The sequence below is a fragment of the Bacteroides sp. MSK.20.82 genome (assembly GCF_019052485.1).
GTDB classification, from domain to species: Bacteria; Bacteroidota; Bacteroidia; order Bacteroidales; family Bacteroidaceae; genus Bacteroides; species Bacteroides thetaiotaomicron.
The window spans coordinates 24003-46578 of the sequence record NZ_JAHQUN010000033.1 but is presented as its reverse complement, the minus strand read 5'-3'; the positions used below and the strand labels follow the sequence as shown (position 1 = coordinate 46578).

Genomic DNA, 22576 nt, shown 5'->3' with positions numbered 1-22576 from the left:
TCACTTCACTTTTAGTCCGTCACGTATCATTTTCTTTATCTCATCCTTTATCTCGCCCAGGTGGCCGGCACTCACACCGGTGTTCTCGGCTATCCGGGCCAGGTGGCCTTCGGCCGTGTCCATCTTCTCCGACACGCTTTCCAGCCGGTCGTCCATGCTCGACCAATGTTGCAAACCGCCGGTAAACATCCCCTCCAGCTTCGTGCCCTGGTCATACGTCATGGCCGTGTAGCCGCCCGCTTTCGCGCTTTGACTGGTGCCGCCGGCTTCGGTCTTGTCGTAGCCCGTGGCGGCAGCCAGGTTGTCACGCAGCGCAAGGGCTTCATCCATATACTGCATGTACTCTTCCATCAGCGCGTTCCGTTCCGCCTCGGTCAGTTCGTTGTCCTCCATGGCCTTGCCGAACTTCTCCCACCAGCCTTTCAGTTTTTCGCTGTACAGTTCACCGATCTTGTTGCTTAGCATCGCCCGCATGAAGTACTCGGATATATCCTCCGCCGCATCCTTCGCGCCATACTTCATGTTCATCAGGTTGTCAATGAAGCTGCTGTACATACCGTCGAATGAAATGCCCGTCAGCCCTTCATACAGCTGGTCGGTCAGTTCCTCCAGCTTGCCGGCCTGGTCTATGTAGTCATCCAGCTTCTCGGTCAGTCGCCCGCCATAGCCGCCCTTACCGGTATTCTGTATCTGCGTCCACATGTCCACGTTGCTGCGCAGCGCCTTCATCTCCTCCGGGCTCAGGCTCCACAGGTTCCCGTCCCACTGGCGGCCGATCTGTCCGCTCAGTTTGTCTATCTGTGCTTGGTTGAAACCTCCCCAGTAGTAGTTCCAGCTGTGGTGGCTACCATGGTAGCCGGCTTGTGTCATCGCCATCTGCAGGTAGTTCGAATTCGTCTCCTGCTGCATCTTGTACGCATCCCGGTAAGCTTCCACCGATTTAGTCCCCTTGCTCGCCTTGATGGTATCGGTCAGGTCCTCGATGGAAGTCTGCAGTTTCTCGTTCCGGTCTGTAAGGCGGTCTATAGCCGCCTGCACTTCCCTGGCGTTTCCGCCGATGCCGAACAGCTTGTTGAAACCTCCGAAAGACACCGTATTCAGCAGTCCTCCGATTCCTTTCACAAGTGAACCTCCTATCTGTTTGAACAGGTCCCCGCTGAGGATATTGTCAAGTATCCCGGTTATCGCATTGAAGATGGTATCTATCAATGATGAGATAACCGGACCAATACCGTCTTTCAGCAAATCCAATATGGACAGAATGGCCGATATGATCTGCCCGATGACTCCGGCACTTGACAGGGTCTCGGACATCCGGCTGATGGCATCACCGACCTTGCCTCCGATATTCAGTTTTGAAAGACCGGTAAGCATATTCTGTATTCCTTCAAATGATCCCTGCAAGGTTCCGCTTGCAAAGCCGTGCAATCCGTCGGATACCATGTTCAATCCGTCAACCGTGTCCTGCGAGGCACTTTTCACCTCCCCGGCAAGCGCCTTCATCTCAGAGGTGGCGTTCAGGTATTCTTCGTCAGCTGAAGCACTGGACGACTGAGCCATTTGAAGAGCGATTTTGGTACGTTCTATTTCTGCCTGGTTACCGCTTTCAAGAGCCTTGTTGTAATCGGTCTGCGCCGCTTTCAACCGGGCGAATGCCGCTTCCTGCTGCAGTTCCGCATTTTGCACACGTGTGACGGCATCCCCCAAAGCGTGCATCTGCGTTTGCAGCCGGGAAAAATCCAATGTACCGTTGCCGCCGGGGAGCATGCTTTGAATGCGTTCAATGGCATCGTAAACGACCTGCTGGTCTGCGGCTCCTGATTTTTTGAACTCATCCGTCTTGACATACTGCTTAAGTTCGCCAAGCAGGTTCTTCATCTGGTCTGCAAGCAGGCCGGTCAAATCCCCGAACGCTGCTCCCCAGTCTATCTTCTGGGTAAGGGCTTCCATGTCCACTTTGTGCACAGCCGCATCACGCTGCTTCTCCAAAGTCAGCCTTTCGCCCTGGGACTCCTCCTTGCGGATTTTCTCGGCATATTCTTCAGCGATGGCCAGTTTCTGCTGCTGGAAGGTCCCGTATTCCTTCAGATAGTCACGCATGGCTTCCGCCTCTTCCCTGTACACGTCCGCCTCCGCTTTTTTCCGGGACTCGGTGTTTGAGGCACGGGCTTTTTCAAGTTCATCCTGTTGCTCCCGGGTAAGTCCGTTATCTCCGGTGGAAAGACCGGCTTCCTTGTTCTCACGCTTCCAGTCGGCTTCCTGCCGGTTTATCTCTTCTTTCCGGGCGTTATAGTCATATTCGATTTGTGCCAGTTTCTTTTCGGTACCGGCTTGCATACGGTCTATCTCTTCCTTCCGGTTCTCGGCCTGCAGGGCGGCAAGATCCTGCGCCAGCCTGCGCTCTGTGGCAAGCCGCTGCTTGGCTTCTGCTTCCGGATTCTTCCCGGACTGTTCGGGGTCGGTATGTCCGCCGATATTTCCTTTTTTGGCTGCTTCTGCCGCTTTTTTTACCTCTTCCTCCGCTTTTTTCAGATAACCGTCGCGTTTGTTTTCGGCATTTTTCAGCAGTATGTCATAAGCTTCCTGATCATGTTTCTTGATGGCAGCCTGTGCGTCATAGAACTGCCCGGATTCTGCCATGCTTGACTGCATGATATATTGTCCCCATTTCCCGAAAAAGCCCATGGCACTTTCAGCCTCTTCCGGTTTCTGCGCCTTGATTTTATTCACCTCTTCATCGGCTTCTGCAGCTTTTTTTACAAGGTTCTGGACATTGGCCTGGTGCAGCAGAACCTGTACATAGTCCTCGCTCTTTTGGATAAGGGTATCATACCATTGGGATAAAGTTTGGTAATATCCGAAAGATTCCCCGTACTTGCGGTTCAGTTCCTCCACCTTGGCCTTTTCCTGTTCCTTGCTGCCGGTGAAGTTCTTTATTTCATTGATAACCGATTTCAGTTCAAAACGGGTACGCACCATCTGGGCACGGCCGTCCTTCTCGATCTCGGTCATTTCCTTCAGCGATATGTTGAATTCATCCACGCCTTTTTTGGCACTGAACAAGTCTTTCGTCCAATCCCAGATTTCGTCACCGTACATTACCAGCAGCATGATGCCGGTGGTCATGGCCGTCTGCCAGGAAAAGAGCGAGGACAGGACCTGTTTCCATACCGGTGTGCCTTTCTTGCCTGACTTCTGCAGCTCATCGTATTCCTTACGGGCACGGGCCAGTTCGTCCGTAAAAATCGGCAGGTTGTTGGATATGGCCAGAAAGAACATCTGCGGTCCCATGGCCAAAGAAGGCATTTCACGCGCCATCTGCTGGATGCTGTTGTGAAGACCGTTGAACTGCCGCTGTGCATTGGGTACATCTGCAGGGGTGACCTGCACGGATTCCGATTCCTCCTGCAGCAGTTTCAACTGGGCATGCAGTTCCTCAAGCTGCTTTTCCAGCGCATGGATCTGCGCAATATTGGCACTCTGGTCCAGATTGGGGGCAGCTGTCTCACCTGCAAGGCGTAACCTCTCCAGTTCAGCCTCCAACAGCCTTACAGTATTACGCAGTTCCAGTGCCTCACGCTCGGCTTTATTCATGCCGGGCGTGAGGTTATCCTTCATCAAAAATTCAACTTCTACAGGTTTACTCATTCCAGTTTGCTTTGAAAAAATCCTACTATATCGTTCGCTTCATCCTCGGCGCTGCGCTCCGGGTGGCTGTCACACTTACCGCTGCCTCTCTTCTGCCGCACATATCGCGGTGCGTCGCTCAGCATCAGTATCAGTGTCTGCCAGTTCACACCGTCCAGAATGTAGTCCACACTCCAGCCCGTTGCCGATGCAATCTGCCACACGAAGCCGAAAGGGCTATGGGAACCCTCATACCGGGTCCTTAACTCCCCATCCTTGCCTGGCTCAGTCTCGGGGTCATCGGATTCGCCCGCGCCGCCGAACTGATAATACGCATAAAATCCTTCGTGCCCATCAATCGTTCAAACGTTCTGAACAGCGCCATCAGATACTTCCACTCCACAAAGTTACGCAGCACCCATGCCGTCACACCGATACCCACATGCCACGACACATACCCCCGGCATACCGTATAGGCCAGCAAACGGCTCACAGCCTTGCCATGTTCCGCTACAAAGGCCAGTTCCTCGGTCTTGTCCTTTGGCTGCCAGCCGGGCGCAACGCCCATCTTCAGGTATTCCCTCGCCAGCAGAATCTGTCCGCGCAGCCGCGGGCGCTTCATCGTCACACGCACCTCCAGCGGGCGTTTCAGCCACGGGAGCTTCCACCTTTTAAGAGGAACGGACACGCCGCTGTCCAGCAGCGCGTCCGCACACTCCATTTCTATCAGTTGTTCCAATCGTTTGTCCATTTCCGCTCAAATTTAGCCTGCAGCATCAGCAATCTTATACGGGGCACCGCCTTCCGTAGGTTTGTTGATTTTCAGCTGGCATTCCACCTTCGATACTTCCGTCAGCGTCAACTTACCGCCCAGGTTGGCCAGAATCAAGCCGTTGGGTATCGTCATCGTTTGCCCGCTCACAAACTTGATTTCCCACTTGCCCGAAAGCTGAATCAAATCCTCCGGAGCTTCCCACGAGGTGGGTGTTTCTTCATCCGGGCTTAGCTTGCCGCCAAGCACAGCCTTCAGGTTCTTGTAGTTCAGCTGAATCAGGTTAAACGTGGGGCTGATTGTACCGTTCTTCTGCAGCAGCGTCAGCACCGGGGCATCCGGCACCTGTTCCGCCTCAATGTCCACGCTCTCCGGTTTCTGGCCGCCCCAGTCCCAGCTGCCTTTCTCAATGTAGCCTATCAGTTCATCGCCAAATTTCACGCTGGCAATGCCATAAATAAAATTCTTGTTCATTGTCTCTTTACTTTGAGGGTTAATAACACACCGGCCAATAAGCCGGCCAATATACCTGTAACAAACACCCGTATCCGGTTCGGAGGGCGTTTTTCCTCCGTTTGAACGTCATTCAAAGTTTCGTTCCTGGTCTCGCTGCGGATGCGCGTCAGCTCTTCTTCATACCACAGCACCAGCTGCTGCAGACTGTCGCACGAGGCTTCGGCCACAAGGTTTCCCTTGCCGTCACTGCCTACGGTCAGGTTGGCCTGTCCGCTCTTGCCACGGTACACGGCACCTTCAGGAAGCTTACGGAGGCTGTCCGCCGGTATGGTCAGCTTCACCGAACTCGCCGGTATCCCCGCCATCACCAGTCCCGCCCGTCGGCTTCCGCTCGCGCTGTCGGCGCTTGCCGATTCCGTCTGTGTCTTCTCCACCGTCGTGCTCTTCCTGCTGCTTGCGCAGCCCGCCAAGCACAGGACAGTCATCATGATGGCGGCAACTGTTGGCAGTGTCAATGGCCTTGCGCAGTCGCGCCATTTCGCGCTTGTTGGCCTGCAGGTCTTTTCTTGTTGCATTCAGTTCTTCTTTTAAGGGTACCACAATATTGCTCACCAAAACGCGGGTGGCATGTTCTGCGTTATCCACACGCACACCCTCTGCGTCGGCTTCGGCTTTCATCGCTTCCGCTTTCGCTTTCCTCACCGTAGCACGCAGGGAACCGATGGCTGCTGCAGTGCCCACAAGGCCGCCGCTAAGAATAATGTTCATGATCTCGCTAAAGTCCATACCACCCGTTTTTTAGTCAGTCAACCTTTTATTCTGCTTCCTCGCGTTTCTTTCGGAATAGTCCGATAACCCATTGCACCAGTCCCGTGTCGGCTACCCCATTGGCTACAAGTGAGGCACCAAAACCATAGAGCAAGGCAATGTCCCAGCTCACATCACTCACAAATCCGGCATCAAGCCACCACAGTAGCATCGCGCACACCAGGCCCACACACCAGCTCACCAGCTGCGTCACCCAGCCTTTCATGTTGGGGAACAAACCTTTCAACCCTTCAGTAAGCACCACCACACCGCCGACGAAACCGGCAAAGGTGCCAATCATTGCGTCATAGTCCGTTGCCGGAACATCGGCCCCTTGGGCCATCACAGCCGATACTGTTCCCAGCATCAGCATCATAAACAGCATAATTCGTTTCATTGATTGCTTCTTTTATTATTGGTTAATACCTATTTCTTTCAGCCATTTCTGTACATCGAAACTGGGGCAGGCTTTGGCCGCCAGTTCGTTGTGTCCCACAATGCGCACATCCGGGAATCTGCGATGGAAGTCCTTCACATACTTCTCCAGTGCCTTTTTCTGGCAGCCGGTGCGGGTGTCCTTCGGGGTCTTGCCGTCCTTGGCCACACCGCCGGCATACACAATGTGGCGGCTCACGCTGTTGTACCCCTTGGCTCCGTTGGTCACTTCCCACGGATCTACCTTCGCATCTTCGTTGTTGTTCACCAGACGTTCCACACCTCCCTGCAGGTGGAACAGGTCGGTGTAGCCTACCTGTTTCCAACCTCGGCCACCCTGGCTCACGGGTGATGTGTGCCACTTTCGGATGTCCGCGCTGCTTACCTCACGGCCTTCAGGAGTGGCCGTGCAGTGAATCACCAAATATTTCAGTCTTCCCATAGCGCTTTATCCTTGTTGGTTTTGGGTAATGGTAATCTTGGCCGTCTTGCTGCGATCGGCATTGAGCGTAAGGGTCAGTGTACCGGTTTTCTGATTGCCGCTGTTCGTACCGGCCGAAATCTTCACACCGTTATCCGTAGCTTCCACCTTGAAGCCGGCAGGGGCACTGCCAATCTCATATTCTCCACTCGCGGTCACGGTCACTTCTTCGCTGCCACCGGTAGCCTCAAGGGTCACGCTGGTAGGGCTTACCGAAATCTTCTTCTCGCTCGCCTTGAACACGGGGTTGCTTCGCTTGTCCAGCACCACCACTTCTTCGCCGAAGGCAATGTTCGTGTCAGCCTTCATCAGCATCTTGAAGAAATACAGTTCGCTTGCGTTCGAAATCTTGTCAATCTGAATCACGTCTTCATCGTCCTGCAGGTTCACAGCCGCAAACAGGTTGCCGCCGGCATCGGGCGAACAGAGGGTGCACACAATCAGATCATCGGGCCAGGCCGCAAGCGTCTCGATGGTAATGCCCTTGTAGCGGCGGGCATTCACATCGGTTTCGCTCGTGTTCTTGGACTCGCGCTGGGTCAGCTCGTCATCATACTTGTCAAAGTCGTTCACGCTCATCAGAATGCGGAGGTCCGGGTTGTTGCGGATGGCCACGGGAATCTTCGCACGCATGGCTTTCAGTCTGCCCAGCATGGTCGATTCTGCGCTGTCCACCACAATCACCTCGCTGTCCTTGGCCATCTGGGTCAGGATGCCGTTAAACAAGTGGTCGTCATCATCCCCATATTCACCGTTCACATAGTGGTCACCCAGTTCAAACTGTACCCGCTTGGCCAACTCGGCAAGCAGGGCGTTCTGCGCTTCGGGCGGAAGTTCCGAGAATACCAGGTTGCCCTTCGGCTGCCATTTGCGCCAGATGTTCTCGAACGTGCGGGGGTTAAACACCGTAAAGGCCATGAAGTCCACCGGGTCAAGACTCTTTTCGTCGTAGTTGAAGTTGCCCTTCGAATCCTCCACGCCGGGGTTCTCCTTGCGCTTCTGGAGCATCTTGCCGGTCTTCAGGCGCGGCAGGCTGATTTTCTTTTCCACACCGGGAATCACCATGATCAGCCCCTTTTCCACAATCTCGTTGTTCGTAGCGGCAAGCGTCAGCAACTGTTCCAGTACCTCGCCGCTGTAATTCGTGTTTCTTACAATTATTGCCATAGTTCAATCACTTTTTACGTTTGTCCTTAATTTCTCGCATGCGCTTGGCCCAGGGACTCTCATCTCCATTCGGTTCCAGATGCAGGTCTTCCATCACACGGCGCTTTACCGGCAGTTGGGCCAGGGCCTTTTCGCCGTTCTCGCGGTCATTGGCCAAAAGATTTTCGTAGATGGGGCGGGTGGTCGCATCGATGCGGCCGTCCTGCTCGGCTGCGTCAAGCAGCTGCTTGCGGGCGGCAAGGTCTTCGGCTGCAACCTTGTCTTCGTAGGTCTTCACCTTGGCCTTCAGGTCGGTGTTCTCTTTCGTAAGGATAGGTACCTTGCCTGCCTCTTCCTCCAGTTGGTCCATCAGGCGGAACACATCCGCATCACTCGCGCAGTCCTTGAAGCGCGGGCGTTTCTTTACGTCTTCCAGATTCATGTCTTCTCTGTTTTTTTGTGGCTCAACGAGCCGGTTATTGAATAAAGTATATATCTGCGCCGGTGTACTGTCGGCCGGCACGGGGTCTGCATCATAAATGCCGTCTATGAAACCGAGATCCAGGGCTTCCTGGGCGGTCAGCCAGTGGTCCTCGCCGTCAAAATAGGTCTGTTTCACTTCTTCCTTGCTCATGCCCAGCCGCTCGGCATAGATTTCACTCAAGCTGCCTTCCAGGCTTTCTATCTCTTCCATGCAACGCTGTAGGTCCTGCTTGTTGCCGTAACACCCGCCGCTCACACTGTGCAGCATCAGACGGGCATATTTGCTCATTTCTACGGGCTTGCCGCAAAGGGCTATCACACTGGCCATGCTGGCGGCTATGCCATCCACATAAATGCGGATGTCGGCCTGGCTATGGCGCAGGGCGTTGAATATCGCAATGCCGCTGTACACTTCCCCGCCGTTGCTGTTGATACGCACATGGATGCGTCGGCTCACGCGTTCGGCTTCCATCAGTTCCTGGGCTATGCGCCCGCTTTGCACCTCCGTATAGTCTCCGATGTCCCCGTACAGGAATATCGTACTGGTGCCGTCGTCACTCGTTGTAATATTGAAAAATCTGCTCATCGTCATGTCTTTACCAGCGGTTTCCCCGCCTTTCGATGGTGCGAAAATAGAACATTCCCATGGCACCAAGAAACCGCGTCCGCATCATAACGTTTTCTGGCATTATCATAACGCTGTAACCCGTCATCATGCGTACGCGCTTTTACAAACCCCGCTTTTTCATGCAATTTTGTAACGTGATTTACAACTAAAAAGGACGATTTATGGCAGATTTGACGAATGCCCAGAAAAAGGAATGGGCAAAAACTTTGTACCTCAAGGAAAACCTCACACAGCAGGAAATCGCCGACCGTGTGGGGGTGTCTCGGGTGTCCGTGTCCAACTGGGTACGGGCCGGGAAGTGGGAGGAACAGAAGGTGGGGCTTACGCTCACAAGGCAGGAACAGGTGGCTAACCTCTACCGGCAGGTGGCCGAAATAAACAAGGCCATCGCCGAACGGCCCGAGGGGGAACGGTTCCCCTCATCCAAGGAGGCTGACATCCTCGGGAAACTGTCGGCGGCCATACGCAACATGGAGCAGGAAGTAGGCATTGCCGACATCATCAGTGTTTTAACCGGGCTCATCGACTGGGTACGGGCGGCCGACCTCGAAAAGGCCAAGGAAATCACCCGGCTGGCCGATGCGTACATTAAAGATAAATTATAAAGGGATAGACAATGAAACAGACTGACAGACTCGCTCTCCTCGATTGGGAGAAGTACAAAGAAGACATCGCAAGGGCAACACCGGTTGACCGGAACATGACGGCAGCCGAACGGGAAAAACACCGGGCTTACCTCGAAAGGCACCCCATAGAATGGATCAGGTTCTTTTTCCCGAATTATGCCAAATATGAATTTGCCGACTTCCAGAAAAAGGCTATCCGGCGGATCATTGCACACGATGAATGGTTCGAGGTGCTGTCATGGAGCCGTGAGCTGGCCAAATCCACCGTCACCATGTTCATCGTCATGTATCTCACGCTTACCGGACGCAAAAAGAATGTTATATTGACCTCCAACAGCAAGGACAATGCGGTGCGCCTGCTTGATCCCTACCGGGCAAACCTCGAAGCCAACGGACGCATCATGGCATACTACGGCAAACAGGAACTGCCGGGCTCGTGGACGGAGGACGAATTCACCACCAAAGGGAAGGTTTCGTTCCGGGCACTGGGTGCCGGGCAGTCACCGCGTGGTTCGCGTAACGAGGCCATACGTCCCGACGTGCTGCTAGTCGATGACTTTGATACGGACGAGGACACCAAGAATCCGGACATCATCCAGAAGCGCTGGGACTGGTGGGAAAATGCACTGTACCCCACGCGGTCCATTTCCGAACCTACACTGGTCATCTTCTGTGGCAACATCATTGCCAAGGACTGCTGCGTGGTGAGGGCGGGCGAAATGGCCGACTCCTGGGACATCGTGAACATCCGCGACAAAAACGGATTTTCCACATGGCCGGAAAAGAACTCGGAAAAGGACATTGACCGTACACTGTCCAAAATATCCAAAAAGGCGGCACAGGGTGAATATTACAACAACCCCATTTCCGAGGGCGAGGTCTTCGAGAACATTTCATACGGCAAGATACCGCCTCTCTCCAAATTCAAGTTCCTCGTGGTGTATGGCGACCCGGCACCGGGTGAAAGCAAGGGGAAGAAAGGAAAATCATTCAAGACGGTTTCGCTTTGTGGCAAATTGGGCACCAGGCTCTATGTCATCAAGACTTTCCTGGCGCAGGCACTCAATGCGGAGTTCATTGACTGGTATGTCCGGATGCTTGAATTTGTCGGGGGCAAGACCAATGTCTATTGCTACATGGAGAACAACAAGCTGCAGGACCCTTTCTTCCAGCAGGTGTTCAAACCGCTGGTGGCAAAGGTGCGACGAGAACAGAAGATTGCGCTGTTCATCCGGGGCGACGAGGAGAAGAAGACGGACAAGGCTACGCGTATCGAGGCCAACCTTGAACCGCTCAACCGCGAAGGAAACCTTATCCTCAACGAGGCTGAACGGGACAATCCGCACATGAAGGAACTGGAGGACCAGTTCAAGCTGTTCACCCTGACCATGCGCTACCCGGCCGATGGACCGGATGGGGTCGAAGGGGCAAACCGCATCATCGACGAACTGATCAGGCGCATTGAACCGCCCGTATTCCGCTCACGGAAGGATGTAAGAAAGCGGAATAAGAAAAGATTATGACAACTTTAAAACAACAGATAAATGAAAAAGATAATTCATAAAACATCTATTTACAAAGTACAATCACCTTATAATAATTGGTACAGTATCATGACTTACGATGGGTTAAATCGCAGCAATATCATTATTGCCGGTAAAAAGCAACTGTTAAAGGTCTCTTTAGCACTAATTATCATGCTTCTATTCAATAAAAATACTACAATAAACAAATTCAAGAAATTATGAGCAAGTTTGTAGAACTCACCGATTACGATGCAAGCATCCACCGCGACATCCTCGACGCACTGGTTAGAGAGGACGAAACGGTCATTGAAGTATGTGAAGACAGGGCCATTGCCGAAATGCGGTGTTATTTGAGCAAACGCTACGACTGCAACAAGATTTTTGCAGCCACCGGGGACAACCGGAACCAGCTCGTGCTGATGATGGTCATTGACATGGCTGTCTATCACATCTTCTGCATCCACAACCCGCAGAAACTTTCCCAGGTACGCAAGGACCGCTACGAACGGGCGGTGGAATGGATGAAGGCGGTGGCCGACGAGGACATTTCAATCGAAGGGGCTCCGCTGCTGCCCGAGGAACAAAGGGCGGGCAGGTCGGATTTCCGCATTCAAAGCAACCGCAAACGAACGAACCACTGGTAAAAAGCAAGCATCATGAAAAAGAAAAACAGAAAAAACAACAAAGCCGGCATCATCACCGTAGGGGGAAACTTCACGTTGCCGGGGCAGAAGAGACCGAATGTGATTGTGCTCACACAGCCCAAACGCTTCGGGCTGGACATTTCCGACTACATGGCAGCCGTCAAGGCAGCCGAGAATGTCGATTTCTCACGACGTTACAAACTTTATGACCTCTACGAGGACATTCTGATGGATACCCACCTTTCCTGTGTGCTCGAAAAGCGAAAGAATGCCGTGCTGTGCTCCAACATGGAATTCCGGGTGGACGGGAAGCCCGACGATAAAATCAACGAACAGATACAGTCGCCCTGGTTCAACCGGCTGGTGGGTGACATCCTTGATGCGAAATTCTGGGGCTTCTCGCTCTGCCAGTTCTACAAGCTGCAGGAGTGGGTGGATTATGACCTGGTACCGCGCAAGCATGTGGATCCGGTCAGGGAACTCATCCTGCGCCACCAGACGGACATTACCGGCCATTCCTGGAATGAATATACCGACCTGCTTTTTGTGGGTTCACCGTCCGATTTGGGGCTGTTGGCCAAGGCTGCACCTTGGGTCATCTACAAACGTAACACCACGGGCGACTGGGCACAGTTCTCCGAGGTATTCGGCATGCCCATACAGGAATATATCTATGACTCCGACGACGACGAGTCCCGCCAGCGGGCCATGGAGGATGCGGCCAACGCCGGAAGTCTGGCGCAGTTCTTTCATGCCAAGGACACGGAACTCAAACTTACGGAAGCCGGAAACAAAACAGGGTCTGCCGATGTCTATGAACGCCTCTGCGAACGGTGCAACAACGAAATTTCCAAACTGATACTGGGCAATACGCTGACAACCGAATCGTCCGAAAAAGGCACACAGGCTTTGGGTACGGTTCATAAGAAAGTAGAGGACAAGGTACTGGAGGCTGACCGGAAATACGTGCTCAACGTGCTGAATTACGACATGACGGACATTCTGCTGCGCATGGGCATCAATACTGAAGGGGGGACATTCTGCTTTCCGGAACCGAAAGAAACGGATGCCGGTACCAAAATATCCATCCTCACGCAGCTGAAGAAGAACTTCAACATCCCCATCGACGACGATTATCTCTATGAGGAATTCGGTATCGACAAACCGGCCAATTACGAGCAGCTGAAGGCGGAACAAAAGACGGCTGAACAAGCCGACCAGATTACAAGCCCGAAGAAGGAGCCGGAGCCAGCGAATAAGGGACGGGATGATGAACCGACACCGAAACAGAAAAGAAACTTCCGGAACTGGCTCAAAGGTTTTTTCGTGAAAGCCCCGGCAGACGGGGCAGCTTTAGACTGGTAGTCGACAGACTGTATGCGGCTGATAATGGCAGCATCTCCATGGAGTTTGACTTCTCCGAAGAGGTGCTGCGGCGTGCCTTGCTGAACATATACAGCAGGGACTTTCATCCGGCAACCGAAATCGAAATCAACCTGTTCAATGAAATATGGGCAAAGATGGACAAGGCGGCAAAGGAAGGGTTCAGCAAATCCAAGGCCATTACTCCGGACGAGGATTTCAGAAATGCCATACTCCGGAACAATGCCGTATTCTCGGCATTCAAGGTACATCGTATGCAGAATGACATGGCACGACTTTTATTGGATTCAAACGGCATTTTAAAACCGTTCGACAAATGGGTACAGGAAGTCTTGCCCATTGCTTCCCATCAGGTTCGTCACTGGCTGCGGACGGAGTATGATACGGCGGTCATCCGGGCGCATCAGGCGGCTGACTGGCAACAGTTCCTGCGCGAACGCGATATTCTGCCCAACCTCAAATGGCTACCGTCCACCTCCATTCATCCGGGGGCTGACCACCGCCCGTTCTGGAATACCATCCGGCCGATTGATGACACGTTCTGGAACATCCACCGACCGGGCGACCGGTGGAACTGCAAATGCGACCTCACTGCCACCGACGAGGAGCCGACACCACTTCCGGACGAAGACGACAAGAACAAGCCCCAGCCCGGACTGGATAACAATCCGGGAACGGACGGCAAACTGTTTTCCGACAATCATCCATATCAGGCAGAAGCCCACAAAGGTGCCCAAAAAGCGGTGGATAAACTTATGGCCCGTATTGACGAGATGATTGCGGAAATGCCGGACTACCTTACCGGGGAGGAAAAAATGGCCATTGCCCGGAACAACCTCGAAATGGAAAAGGCTCTTAAAATCAAAAAAGGAAAACCTATGGATGTGGATAAGGCGGATAAACAGAATGCGAATCCCAAACACGTGGACGAGTATATTCCTGATCCTAACGGGATATATCGTGATAAAAGGGGAAACAGATACCGGAAGAACAGCGATTACGATAAAAAACGGGATACTCCATACAGTATCAACTGCCAGACTTGCGCACCGGCATACGCTTTACGATTACGTGGATGGGATATTACCGCCAAAGGCAATGTCGCAGGGTCTAAACTTGAATACCTGAGTAATGGACGTGCTTTTGAAGTCTGGAAAAACACCGACGGTACTCCGGCGCAACATATAAGTATAAACAGCTGGCTTGCGCACAAAGGGTACCTGAAAATGACCCCTAAAAGGTACATGGAGTATTTCAATGAGGTATGTAAGGAAGAAGGCGTGTATGAATTGAGTATCGGCTGGAAAAGCGGGGGCGGGCATGCTACAATCCTGCAACGGTTCGCAGACGGCGAACTAAGGTACATAGAACCCCAAAGCGACAATTCTGCCGGTTCCGGAATGGAATGGAAAGATGTGAAATATTTATGTGAAATAGGAGCTGCGACTTCCCACAGCTGCAGGGGAGTCCTGAGAATTGACAATAAATTATTCGATGTCTCCTTCCTCGATATTTTCGATACATGAATCGATAACGTCAAGGGATAACGGACCGGTTATTTCGGTCGCGTCTTTACCGTCATACAGATAGACGAAAGGATAACCGGTACAGGAGTCTTCCGGAAACTTGAACACATAGGCTTCCTGGCCTTCATAAATACCAAGGTATTCGAAGGTGTCACCGTATTGCTCAATAAGCGTACGCGCCTCGTTCTTTACTTGTTCCGGTATATTCATAACGCATAAAAGGCATATTGAAAGCCTTGGTTGCAAAGTTATAAATTATTCTTGAATTACTGATGATTATGGACATAAAAGATTTTGCAGAACTGATAAAGCGGAAACGTGACAGACTAGATAGCATGATGCGACGCAAAATGCCGGTCATGGTAGGACGAATGGCCAAAGACCATTTTCAGGACAACTTCCGGCAGGGTGGATTTGTCAATGGCGGTCTTCACCCTTGGCCCAAAGCCAAACGGCTGTCCTCGGGAGGTTCCGATGCCGCCAGCAACTACGGCACGCTGCTCTCCGGTAGGAAGCATCTGTTCAAATCAATCGGATATACACCTGCAGACTACCGGGTAAGGGTATTCAACGAGGTGGTCTATGCACCCATCAACAACTGGGGCGGGGAAATCGATGTCACCGTCACAGACCGCATGAGGCGCTTTGCATGGGCCAAGTTCTACAAGGCTTCGGGAAAAAGAAAAAAAGCCGGCACAGGGCAAAAGAAACGCGTCAAACGACGTTCCAAGCCGAAGGAACTGAATCCGCAGGCACAGTTCTGGAGGAACATGGCGCTTACCCAAAAAAAGAAACTGCACATCCGCATCCCGCAGCGCCAGTTCATGGGCGAAAGCGAAGAATTGAACCGGCGTATCCGGGAAAAGGTGGACCAAGAAATTACCAACATTTTAAACCAATAACGATATGGACGAAATTTTTATCGCAATCATGGAACAGATTGCACAGGAAATGCCGGAACTCTCTCTCATCGACGAGGACTACGGACAATTGGAAATGGGAGCAGAAGAAGACCAGTACCCGGTCACTTTCCCTTGTGTATTAATCGGAAATACAAACTCCGACTGGCACGACCTCGGATACGGGGCACAGAAAAGCGAATCCGCACTGACCGTCCGGCTGGCCATCGATTGTTACGACGATACAAGCTACGCATCCGGCACGTATGACAAGGTGAGGGAAAGGCAGCAGCTGGCCAAAAAATTATACAAGTCGCTGCAGTGTCTGCAATGCACGGACAACGCTTCGCCGCTGGTACGCGAGAAAAGCCGTTCGTATGCCATGCCGCATTACATCAAGGTATATGAAATGACGTTCTCATTCACACTGCACGATGAATCGGCCATGCCGTCATCTTATGGGGAATAGTTCCAGCTGGGCGGCAGTCAGACGGGGGGCTTTCACCTTGGGTACAGGCTTCAGATTATAGTCTGTTCCCTCACGTGATTTCCGGCGGATGATGGTCATGATACGTTCCTCGGATATAAAGAATTCGCGCTCCGACAACACTTTTAAAGCATCGTCGAACCGCAACCGCTGTATTTCTGTCCAATAGTAGTAACGACGGCATAGTGCCTCGTCACGCAGCTTGATCAGTTCTTTATCCCGTCCTTTGCCCATACATTTTATTTCTCTTACAAAAATAACTGATTTCCATCTATTTTAAGAACAAAAGCGCCGCAATTATAACAACTGCGGCGCTTTCTGTTTACAGGGTTAACGGGTTTCGGCTACAAACGGCAGAAACTGGGTTCAATGCGGGTCCATACGCCGTTTTCAGGGTTGCGGCGGCTGAAGTAGTAGTTGGTGGCATTGCGCTGCACTACATTGGCTTCCTTGAACAGGCGCATGATGTCTGCATACTCTTCATCGAACTTATCTTCCAGTTCATACAGCTTTGAAATGCTCTTGTAGTCCAGGTCGCCCATCTTGTTGCGCTCCAGCAGGGTCAGGGCCATCTGATACATCGGATCATCAGAACCTTTCTCGCTGTTCTGCATGTAGCGCTTCAGGTAGTCAATCAGACGGTCGGCTGCCATGTCGGCTCGTTCATCGAAGCCTTTCACCTTGTTGCTTTTCACCTCCAGACGGAAGTCACCGTCCGTAATGGTGTAGCTGCGCTGTTCGTCGCTTTTCACCTGGCCGTATTCCTTCATCACCTTGGTAAAGGCATCGGCTTCTTTTTCCAGCCATCCGCGGAACCCGGTCACGGCATTCACCATCTCAAGGACGTTGGTCTTTACTTCGTGCATAAACTCACCGCGTAATGCCTCGTAAGTTTCACGACGGGCGATGCGGTCTTCTTTCTCTTCTTGCTGCAGCTGGGCCATGAGGGCTGCTCGCTGTTCTTTACTCAGGGACTTGATGTCCACACTTTGATTGTTCTTTTCCATTTTAAATCATTTTAGTTGTTAATCAGCTATTACTTTGTCATCCTTCAGCAGCAAAGCGAATGTCCTGTCTCTTTCTGCTTTGGTTTCAAACTTCTTGTATGTCTTCCAGCCACCGTTTATGCCGGTACACATCTTTATCCTCGGGCCTGGATAATCATCCTTTCGTATTATACAGAACCCCGCTTTTATCAGCTTGTCTTGGTCATCTATCCTCATAATCATCCTGCTTTTCCGGTTCATCGTCTATCAGCATGGCCTCCCCATTGGCATACGCCCAGTCGGCCAGTTCGTTGAAAAACTCCGCTGCATCCTGGTTCTCCATATCGGATGTCGTAAGGGTCACGTCTTTTCTTATGCGCTCAAGCGCTTCATGTGCTTTTTTATCCATATTGCTCTATTTATCGGTTAAACCTCCTTTTCGTTGGATAGCCCGCAGTTTGATGGCCAGTTGTTCCAGCTCGGCTGTACTAACCTGAACAAAGGGCTTGCCGGCTATCCGGGGGTTGTTGCAGAATTCGTTCACCCGGTTCCAGTCGGTGGTGTCTATACCCAACTGTTGCATCAGCTTCAGGCAGACGCTGCGTTTCCGTCGCAGTTCCTCGCGAAGTTTCTGCCGCCATTCATCCTGCCCGGTCAGTTTCTCCAAGGCACAGCAGCAGGCTTCATATTCCTTGGATGTCATTTCACGGAGGCTTTCCGTACGGTTCCACGTGTACTGCAGAACGATTTGCTTCTTTAGCCCTTCCCGGTCTCCTGTACAGGGCAGCTTGTTGAACAATGTGTAAAATCGGGCGAAATTGGTTACTTCCTGTGCCATCTTTATTCTATTAATAATTGGAATCCTTTTTCCGTAATATACATATCCTCACGTTCTATCCACGGTTCTCTCAAATCATCATCATCTTCTTTGGAATCCGAGAAATTCAAACGAAGGCTGTTCTCAAGGCTGCAATCTATTTGTTCCTCTATGTCAGCAATGCTTGCATCTTCAGGAACTGATCCTCTAAACTTTACAAGTACCGTAATTTCTTTTGCCATAATTCAAAAACTAAAAGGTTATTCAAACAACACTTTAATGCCACACGAACTGGCCACATCAAGTTCCAGCTTGGCTCCCTTGCTCAATTCCCAGTCCTTCAGCATGTAGATATAGTCACAAGCCAACAGCAGGGCAATGTCGGCCCGCATGTGGACTCTCCAATGGGCTTCATCCGGCAATCCGTTCTTGAAAGGGTTTACAGGATCATAGCCTTGTGTCATCAGTTTCTCCTCGGCACGGCTGAAGGCTTCCTTGCGCTCATTCATATCATAGTGCGCGATGGCTCCGCTGATGTACACTTTCCCGGCATCGGTCGCTTCACCATGTTGAAAAGCCTTGTGTCGTTTCCACCGTTCCGGAACCACCACACTGTAGTTGCACGATTGGCAGCAGCAGCCTTCTTCTTTCACCGGGAACGGATTGTATCCGTAGCCCTCATACTCTTTGCCGCAGATGCAGCACACTTTCTTTTCTTCTTTCTTTTCCATCACTTCAAATCTTTAATGTTTATTTGGCAGGACGGATGCCATACCTGGATATTCCGGGCAAACATCACATCCCTGGTTTCTATCACTACGTGTCCCTTTGTCTTGGCCCTGCGCAGACGGAGGTCGCTTTGTATGTTACGCTCTACCCAATCGTCCACCACGGCCTCCGCCTCCTGTCCTTTCAGGAGTATCTGGTACAGCTTATTCTCCCATTCCATCATTCAAATAATCCTCCATATTATCGTCCTTCAATGTTTTGGCAGCACCTTCTTCCCATATCACGTAGGGCTCACCGGGCTTTTCCATAAAGCGGCTTTTGCACCAGGCTTTGAAACAGCTTACCATGATTTTCACATCGGCATCATATTCCACCTTGCGGGCGCTTCTACCTGCCGGATGAAGTCCCTCGGCATGGCTGATGAAGATAAACAGTTTCTTGGGATGACGTTCCTTGAACTCCTTGTAGGTTTTGTAGTTCAAGCCGCTGTATTGGAAGCTGTCGATAATCACGATTCCGGGACTGCCTCTGCGCCGTAACCGTTCCTCCAATTGCTCCATCGGTTCCCGGTCAAGGATAATCAGCTTCTTTTTCACTTCACCCATCTTGTGCCGTTTCAGGCTCATCTGGAACGACAAACCGGTACTTTCTTCCAAACTGTCATAAATTACGCGTCCGAAGCTACACAGGTACTTGGCCAGCTGCATCACAAAGCTGCTCTTACCGTTTCCGCTGGCACCCCAGATAATCCACACGCCACTCTTGGCAGGGTTGCCTATCGAGGTTTGCCAGTCCCCGGAAAACTCGAACCGGGGAATCTTCATGTTCAGCACCTCACCGGGGCTGTAGGCTCTCTTCAGTTTCACGGCTACCTCCTTTCAATTCTTCAATAAGAGCATCAGCATAGTCCACAGCAAGTCCGGCAACTTGTTTTATAGACATTATACCTGATGAATTGCTTCTTACTACCGGAAGCATGCTTTTGGCAATTTCATATCTGCGCTGTTCCCAGTCTATCTCATTCGCTTTTCTCATCTCGCGATGGATACCGATAACAGCATCCATCGCTTGCATTTCTATCTTGCTTATCATGCCTGCACCCTCCTTAATTTTTCGATTTCGGTATAAACGCGCCTCAAGCCGCCTCCGGTGCTGTGAACAATCTTGGCTATATCAGCCCCGTCCGGGGCATTGATTTTGGCCACGATGGCAGCCTGTGCCTTCAGGAATTTTTCTCGTTCCTGTGCATCATCCGGGGTCACCTTGCTGTACGAATCTCCGTAACGGCTCAACATTTCGGTATAGCCTACCTTCTTTCCTTCGATGGCGCGGTTGATTTTTTCCTTCAGCCCGTCGGCACCCATCATATACCAGGCACAGCAGCGTTCGGTGGCATTCCACAGGGCCTTCAGTTCCAAAAAGGCTTCATACTGCAGGTCGCCGGCTTCGTCCAGAATAACCAGGGGCGTATCAATCGTGCGCAGGTAGGCTACCAAGTCTTCATACACGTCGCTGTAGCGTCCGTTGCTGGTCACACCGAATTCCTTGGCAATGTAGCGTATCAGCTTCAACTTGGTCTTTACCTGGCTGCAGTCCACATATACGGCGTGCTTGTGCTGCTTTACATAAGCTTTGGCCGTAAAAGTCTTGCCGATATTGGGCATATCGCACAGGATGGCGCTCAGACCGCTGCCCTGGCACACTTCCAGCTGCTTGCTCACAAACACGTAGGTCGGGGTCTGGGCTGCCAGCCAGGGCATTTCCGTGCGCAGTTGCACGCCCAGTCTTCGGGCTATGCCTACCCAGTTGGCATCACTGACCTGCTTTTCATAATTGCCCCGCTTGATGGTATTGTACACACTTGGGGCTATGCCCAGTGCCGTAGCATGGCGGTTGTCACTGGGATAATTTTCACGGTCGGCGGCTATCGCTGCCACAATACGTTGCTTTACTTCATTTGTTATTTCCATTTGAATGCTGTTTTAAATTCGTTCTAACGTCGTTAATTATATCTTGGCTACTGCATCATGCTCGAAAGCACTGATGTCCATATAGGCTGAGTAATCGTCTTCTTCGGCTTGTGCAGGAAGGGGAACGGCTTCAGCCTGTACCTCTGTTATCAGTTTCGCTTCCTCTTTGGCAAGGATGCCCACACGCTTGATCTTTCCGTCCTTCATCATCTTGTCGAATTTGGCTACATACTTGGCCTGTTCGGTATAGGCTGCCCTGTCGGCTTCGGTCTGCTCGGCTGTATTCTCATTGTAACGGGCTACGGCCTTGCAGGTGGCGATATATCGTCCGTTCTGGTAGATATATACCTCGCTGATGGTTCCGTCGGCATCGGGCAGATAATAGGCATCTACCTTGTAGTTTCTCGGCTCCAGTTTTTCGATGATTTCCGGGCTGGGCAGTCCGTATTGGTTGTACATCACCGTGCAGTAGGTGTTCTGCCGGATGGTTGTTTCGGTATGCTGCCCGATGAACCGGTAAAGAACGGCCTTGTCCCAAGGGGCAAGGTTCGGGTTCTGATGGGCGCAAAGCACATCCCAACGGCTCATGCCCGGATAGCGCTTTTGGTTGGGGTGAGGCTGTGCGTTGAAGGTCTCAATGGCGCGTATATCATCGGCTACCAGTTCTTCATAACTATAGGTCTTCACCTTGTAGGTGTTGTTCTTTTCGTCATACACCTTTTCTTCCTTCGGGCGGTTGGCTTCCAGCTTGGCCCACCAGCGGCCAATGCCTACCTGCGTGCGTTTCTCCACACCGTATTTCTTTTCGCGGTTCTTGTGCTCGGCACGTTTTTCACGCGAGTTCCCGGGGTTACACCAGCGGATCAGGGGGAAGACGGTACCGGCTTGCATCAATCCGTCGGCAAAGTCGCTTACCAGGTGGTGTTCCACTTCCAACTCGGCGGGGATATACATGCCGTTCCGGTCCAGAGTCTGGAACATGTTTCGCATGCAGTCCAAAAACAGCTCGCCTGTCTTGTACCGGTTGTAGGCATATCCCACTACAGCACCGCTCACCACATCGTAGGCATAATAGGCTTTCACGCGGTTGCCGTCCTTCATTGGGCGCGGCAGGTCGCGGTCGTCAAGCGAAACCTTACTCAAGGAATATTCACCGATGCTGCGCAGATGGTAGGGGCGGTAGGCGTTGTTGAAATCCCATTGGCTCATGTGCAGCTTACCGCGAAGGGCCTTGTTCTTGGGGTTGTTTAGGTAGTTGGCTACTGTGGCCGGGCTCAATACCAGCGGATTTCCATCCTTGTCGGTAAAGTCTGCCGGATTCAACACCTCGCCGGTTTCGGGGTCATATAGCTCCAGTTCTCCTTGCACAAATAGATTGTACTGTTCCCACACGGTGGTATTGAAGGGCTGCTCCGGTTGGGCATCGATGCTCAGCAGCAGGCGTTCAATGTCATAGGTCACTTTCCGGCGGTTCTGGTTCATGAACTTGCGGCTGATAAGGCTTTCATAGCCGTTGGCCTTGAAGTCATTCACACGCTTCTTGAAGCGGTTGGAACTGACAGGCAAGGTATGTCCGAACTCTGCTTGGTAGTAACTGATGGCTCCAGCCAGTTCTCCCCAGTTCACCGGTCCTGCCTTCATGGCCTTTCGCATAAACGTGGCATCCTCCATGGCACGCATCACTGCCTCAATTACCGAAGCGTTTACCGTATATTCTTGGATGTGTTCCGGTGGCAGTGCATCTCCGTTGTCAAAACGAAACCGGGTGTAAAATTCCCGGGCTTTCGCATCGATGTGATAATGGCTGCCGAGCCAGTTTCTTATTACGTCTTCTTTCATATCTCCGTATTTTAGTTTTATCCTTTCCTGAAACCGTAGGGGCATGGTGGCTATTTCTACCAAAACGTAACCTCCCAGACCTCTTCCGGATCGAACTACATTGATTTTCTCCTTTGCCGCTAACTTCTTGTAATTGGGTATCGACATGATGGGAGCAAGTTCTTCTTCGGAAAGAGTGGAAGGATGAACTCCTTTCAGCGTGCGGCTTCTGCTATAGTCTGCCTTTCCGTTCACCATCACCGGTCGGTCATCGTAAGTCAGGTCATTGTAGGATATGCACAATATCTTTCCATAATACTCCATTTCATT

General features: G+C 51.7%; 29 protein-coding genes. 7 read left to right on the top strand and 22 right to left on the bottom strand.

The features are described from left to right. From KTR07_RS20385 to KTR07_RS20340, 10 genes are read right to left on the bottom strand one after another with little or no spacing between them, the layout of a single operon-like run. Complete coding sequence (locus KTR07_RS20385) at positions 1-3648, bottom strand: viral A-type inclusion protein (protein WP_217315489.1); 3648 nt, start codon at positions 3646-3648, stop codon at positions 1-3. Beyond that, a complete protein-coding gene (locus tag KTR07_RS20380) occupies positions 3645-3851 on the bottom strand; it encodes a hypothetical protein (protein WP_195373648.1) in 207 nt (68 codons plus the stop codon). Before KTR07_RS20380 ends, KTR07_RS20385 begins: the two co-directional genes overlap by 4 nt. 38 nt (positions 3852-3889) lie before the next feature. Then, a complete protein-coding gene (locus KTR07_RS20375; protein WP_195373650.1) occupies positions 3890-4378 on the bottom strand; it encodes a hypothetical protein in 489 nt (162 codons plus the stop codon). Between the two features lie 12 nt (positions 4379-4390). Beyond that, positions 4391-4873 (bottom strand): hypothetical protein, encoded by a 483-nt coding sequence (locus KTR07_RS20370; RefSeq protein ID WP_217315488.1) that lies wholly within the window; start codon positions 4871-4873, stop codon positions 4391-4393. Further along, entirely contained in the window at positions 4870-5196 is a 327-nt protein-coding gene (locus KTR07_RS20365; protein WP_317194602.1) for a hypothetical protein, read from the bottom strand. The genes KTR07_RS20370 and KTR07_RS20365 overlap by 4 nt, the downstream gene beginning before the upstream one ends. Then, the gene (locus KTR07_RS20360; RefSeq protein WP_217315487.1) at positions 5162-5641 is read right to left on the bottom strand and encodes a hypothetical protein; all 480 of its coding nucleotides are present in this window, start codon (positions 5639-5641) and stop codon (positions 5162-5164) included. The genes KTR07_RS20365 and KTR07_RS20360 overlap by 35 nt, the downstream gene beginning before the upstream one ends. A 28-nt stretch (positions 5642-5669) precedes the next feature. Further along, on the bottom strand, positions 5670-6059 hold the full coding sequence (locus KTR07_RS20355) for a hypothetical protein (RefSeq protein WP_007562505.1): 390 nt from the start codon (positions 6057-6059) through the stop codon (positions 5670-5672). Positions 6060-6074: 15 nt separating this feature from the next. Next, positions 6075-6539 carry an N-acetylmuramoyl-L-alanine amidase gene (locus tag KTR07_RS20350; protein WP_195373654.1) on the bottom strand — a complete coding sequence of 155 codons (465 nt, stop codon included), beginning with the start codon at positions 6537-6539 and terminating at the stop codon, positions 6075-6077. Positions 6540-6545: 6 nt separating this feature from the next. Continuing rightward, a complete protein-coding gene (locus KTR07_RS20345) occupies positions 6546-7745 on the bottom strand; it encodes a BACON domain-containing protein (RefSeq protein WP_217315486.1) in 1200 nt (399 codons plus the stop codon). Between the two features lie 7 nt (positions 7746-7752). Further along, positions 7753-8793, bottom strand: a complete 1041-nt coding sequence (locus KTR07_RS20340; protein ID WP_195373656.1) for a head maturation protease, ClpP-related — start codon at positions 8791-8793, stop codon at positions 7753-7755. A gap of 203 nt (positions 8794-8996) precedes the next feature. On the opposite strand from KTR07_RS20340, the gene KTR07_RS20335 reads away from it, so the two are divergent. From KTR07_RS20335 to KTR07_RS20315, 5 genes are all read left to right on the top strand, one after another. Beyond that, positions 8997-9440, top strand: coding sequence for a helix-turn-helix domain-containing protein (locus KTR07_RS20335; RefSeq protein WP_007562513.1), 444 nt, complete (start codon positions 8997-8999; stop codon positions 9438-9440). An 11-nt stretch (positions 9441-9451) separates the two neighbouring features. Beyond that, a complete protein-coding gene (locus tag KTR07_RS20330; protein ID WP_195373657.1) occupies positions 9452-10984 on the top strand; it encodes a hypothetical protein in 1533 nt (510 codons plus the stop codon). A gap of 221 nt (positions 10985-11205) precedes the next feature. Further along, positions 11206-11631, top strand: a complete 426-nt coding sequence (locus tag KTR07_RS20325; RefSeq protein ID WP_117899862.1) for a phage protein Gp36 family protein — start codon at positions 11206-11208, stop codon at positions 11629-11631. 12 nt (positions 11632-11643) lie between these two features. Next, positions 11644-12996 carry a DUF935 family protein gene (locus KTR07_RS20320; protein ID WP_195373658.1) on the top strand — a complete coding sequence of 451 codons (1353 nt, stop codon included), beginning with the start codon at positions 11644-11646 and terminating at the stop codon, positions 12994-12996. Between the two features lie 38 nt (positions 12997-13034). Further along, on the top strand, positions 13035-14540 hold the full coding sequence (locus KTR07_RS20315) for a toxin glutamine deamidase domain-containing protein (RefSeq protein WP_217315485.1): 1506 nt from the start codon (positions 13035-13037) through the stop codon (positions 14538-14540). Here KTR07_RS20315 and KTR07_RS20310 read toward each other — a convergent pair. Next, complete coding sequence (locus KTR07_RS20310) at positions 14502-14750, bottom strand: hypothetical protein (RefSeq protein ID WP_117748475.1); 249 nt, start codon at positions 14748-14750, stop codon at positions 14502-14504. The genes KTR07_RS20315 and KTR07_RS20310 overlap by 39 nt on opposite strands. 68 nt (positions 14751-14818) lie before the next feature. On the opposite strand from KTR07_RS20310, the gene KTR07_RS20305 reads away from it, so the two are divergent. Beyond that, positions 14819-15442: a hypothetical protein gene (locus KTR07_RS20305; protein WP_195373660.1), complete on the top strand. Its 624-nt coding sequence runs from the start codon at positions 14819-14821 to the stop codon at positions 15440-15442. Between the two features lie 4 nt (positions 15443-15446). After that, entirely contained in the window at positions 15447-15908 is a 462-nt protein-coding gene (locus KTR07_RS20300) for a hypothetical protein (protein ID WP_007562523.1), read from the top strand. Here the strand turns inward: KTR07_RS20300 and KTR07_RS20295 are convergent. The 11 genes from KTR07_RS20295 to KTR07_RS20240 all read right to left on the bottom strand — a co-directional run bounded on the left by KTR07_RS20295 (position 15891) and on the right by KTR07_RS20240 (position 22570). After that, a complete protein-coding gene (locus KTR07_RS20295; protein ID WP_007562525.1) occupies positions 15891-16160 on the bottom strand; it encodes a hypothetical protein in 270 nt (89 codons plus the stop codon). The two genes, KTR07_RS20300 and KTR07_RS20295, sit on opposite strands and share 18 nt — an antisense overlap. Before the next feature lie 110 nt (positions 16161-16270). Beyond that, entirely contained in the window at positions 16271-16933 is a 663-nt protein-coding gene (locus KTR07_RS20290; protein WP_217315484.1) for a DUF3164 family protein, read from the bottom strand. A gap of 18 nt (positions 16934-16951) precedes the next feature. Further along, positions 16952-17149 carry a hypothetical protein gene (locus tag KTR07_RS20285; protein ID WP_007562529.1) on the bottom strand — a complete coding sequence of 66 codons (198 nt, stop codon included), beginning with the start codon at positions 17147-17149 and terminating at the stop codon, positions 16952-16954. Between the two features lie 178 nt (positions 17150-17327). After that, the gene (locus tag KTR07_RS20275) at positions 17328-17750 is read right to left on the bottom strand and encodes a hypothetical protein (protein WP_117887351.1); all 423 of its coding nucleotides are present in this window, start codon (positions 17748-17750) and stop codon (positions 17328-17330) included. 2 nt (positions 17751-17752) lie between these two features. Then, entirely contained in the window at positions 17753-17971 is a 219-nt protein-coding gene (locus tag KTR07_RS20270; protein ID WP_195373664.1) for a hypothetical protein, read from the bottom strand. A gap of 18 nt (positions 17972-17989) precedes the next feature. Continuing rightward, positions 17990-18460 carry a DUF4406 domain-containing protein gene (locus tag KTR07_RS20265; protein ID WP_195373666.1) on the bottom strand — a complete coding sequence of 157 codons (471 nt, stop codon included), beginning with the start codon at positions 18458-18460 and terminating at the stop codon, positions 17990-17992. After that, positions 18460-18681, bottom strand: a complete 222-nt coding sequence (locus KTR07_RS20260; protein WP_117741854.1) for an RNA polymerase subunit sigma — start codon at positions 18679-18681, stop codon at positions 18460-18462. Before KTR07_RS20260 ends, KTR07_RS20265 begins: the two co-directional genes overlap by 1 nt. Beyond that, entirely contained in the window at positions 18662-19324 is a 663-nt protein-coding gene (locus tag KTR07_RS20255) for an ATP-binding protein (RefSeq protein WP_195373668.1), read from the bottom strand. Before KTR07_RS20255 ends, KTR07_RS20260 begins: the two co-directional genes overlap by 20 nt. Next, on the bottom strand, positions 19293-19550 hold the full coding sequence (locus KTR07_RS20250; RefSeq protein WP_117887347.1) for a hypothetical protein: 258 nt from the start codon (positions 19548-19550) through the stop codon (positions 19293-19295). The genes KTR07_RS20255 and KTR07_RS20250 overlap by 32 nt, the downstream gene beginning before the upstream one ends. Beyond that, on the bottom strand, positions 19547-20428 hold the full coding sequence (locus tag KTR07_RS20245; protein ID WP_195373670.1) for an AAA family ATPase: 882 nt from the start codon (positions 20426-20428) through the stop codon (positions 19547-19549). The genes KTR07_RS20250 and KTR07_RS20245 overlap by 4 nt, the downstream gene beginning before the upstream one ends. 36 nt (positions 20429-20464) lie before the next feature. Beyond that, positions 20465-22570: a hypothetical protein gene (locus tag KTR07_RS20240; protein WP_195373672.1), complete on the bottom strand. Its 2106-nt coding sequence runs from the start codon at positions 22568-22570 to the stop codon at positions 20465-20467. Positions 22571-22576 lie beyond the last annotated feature (6 nt).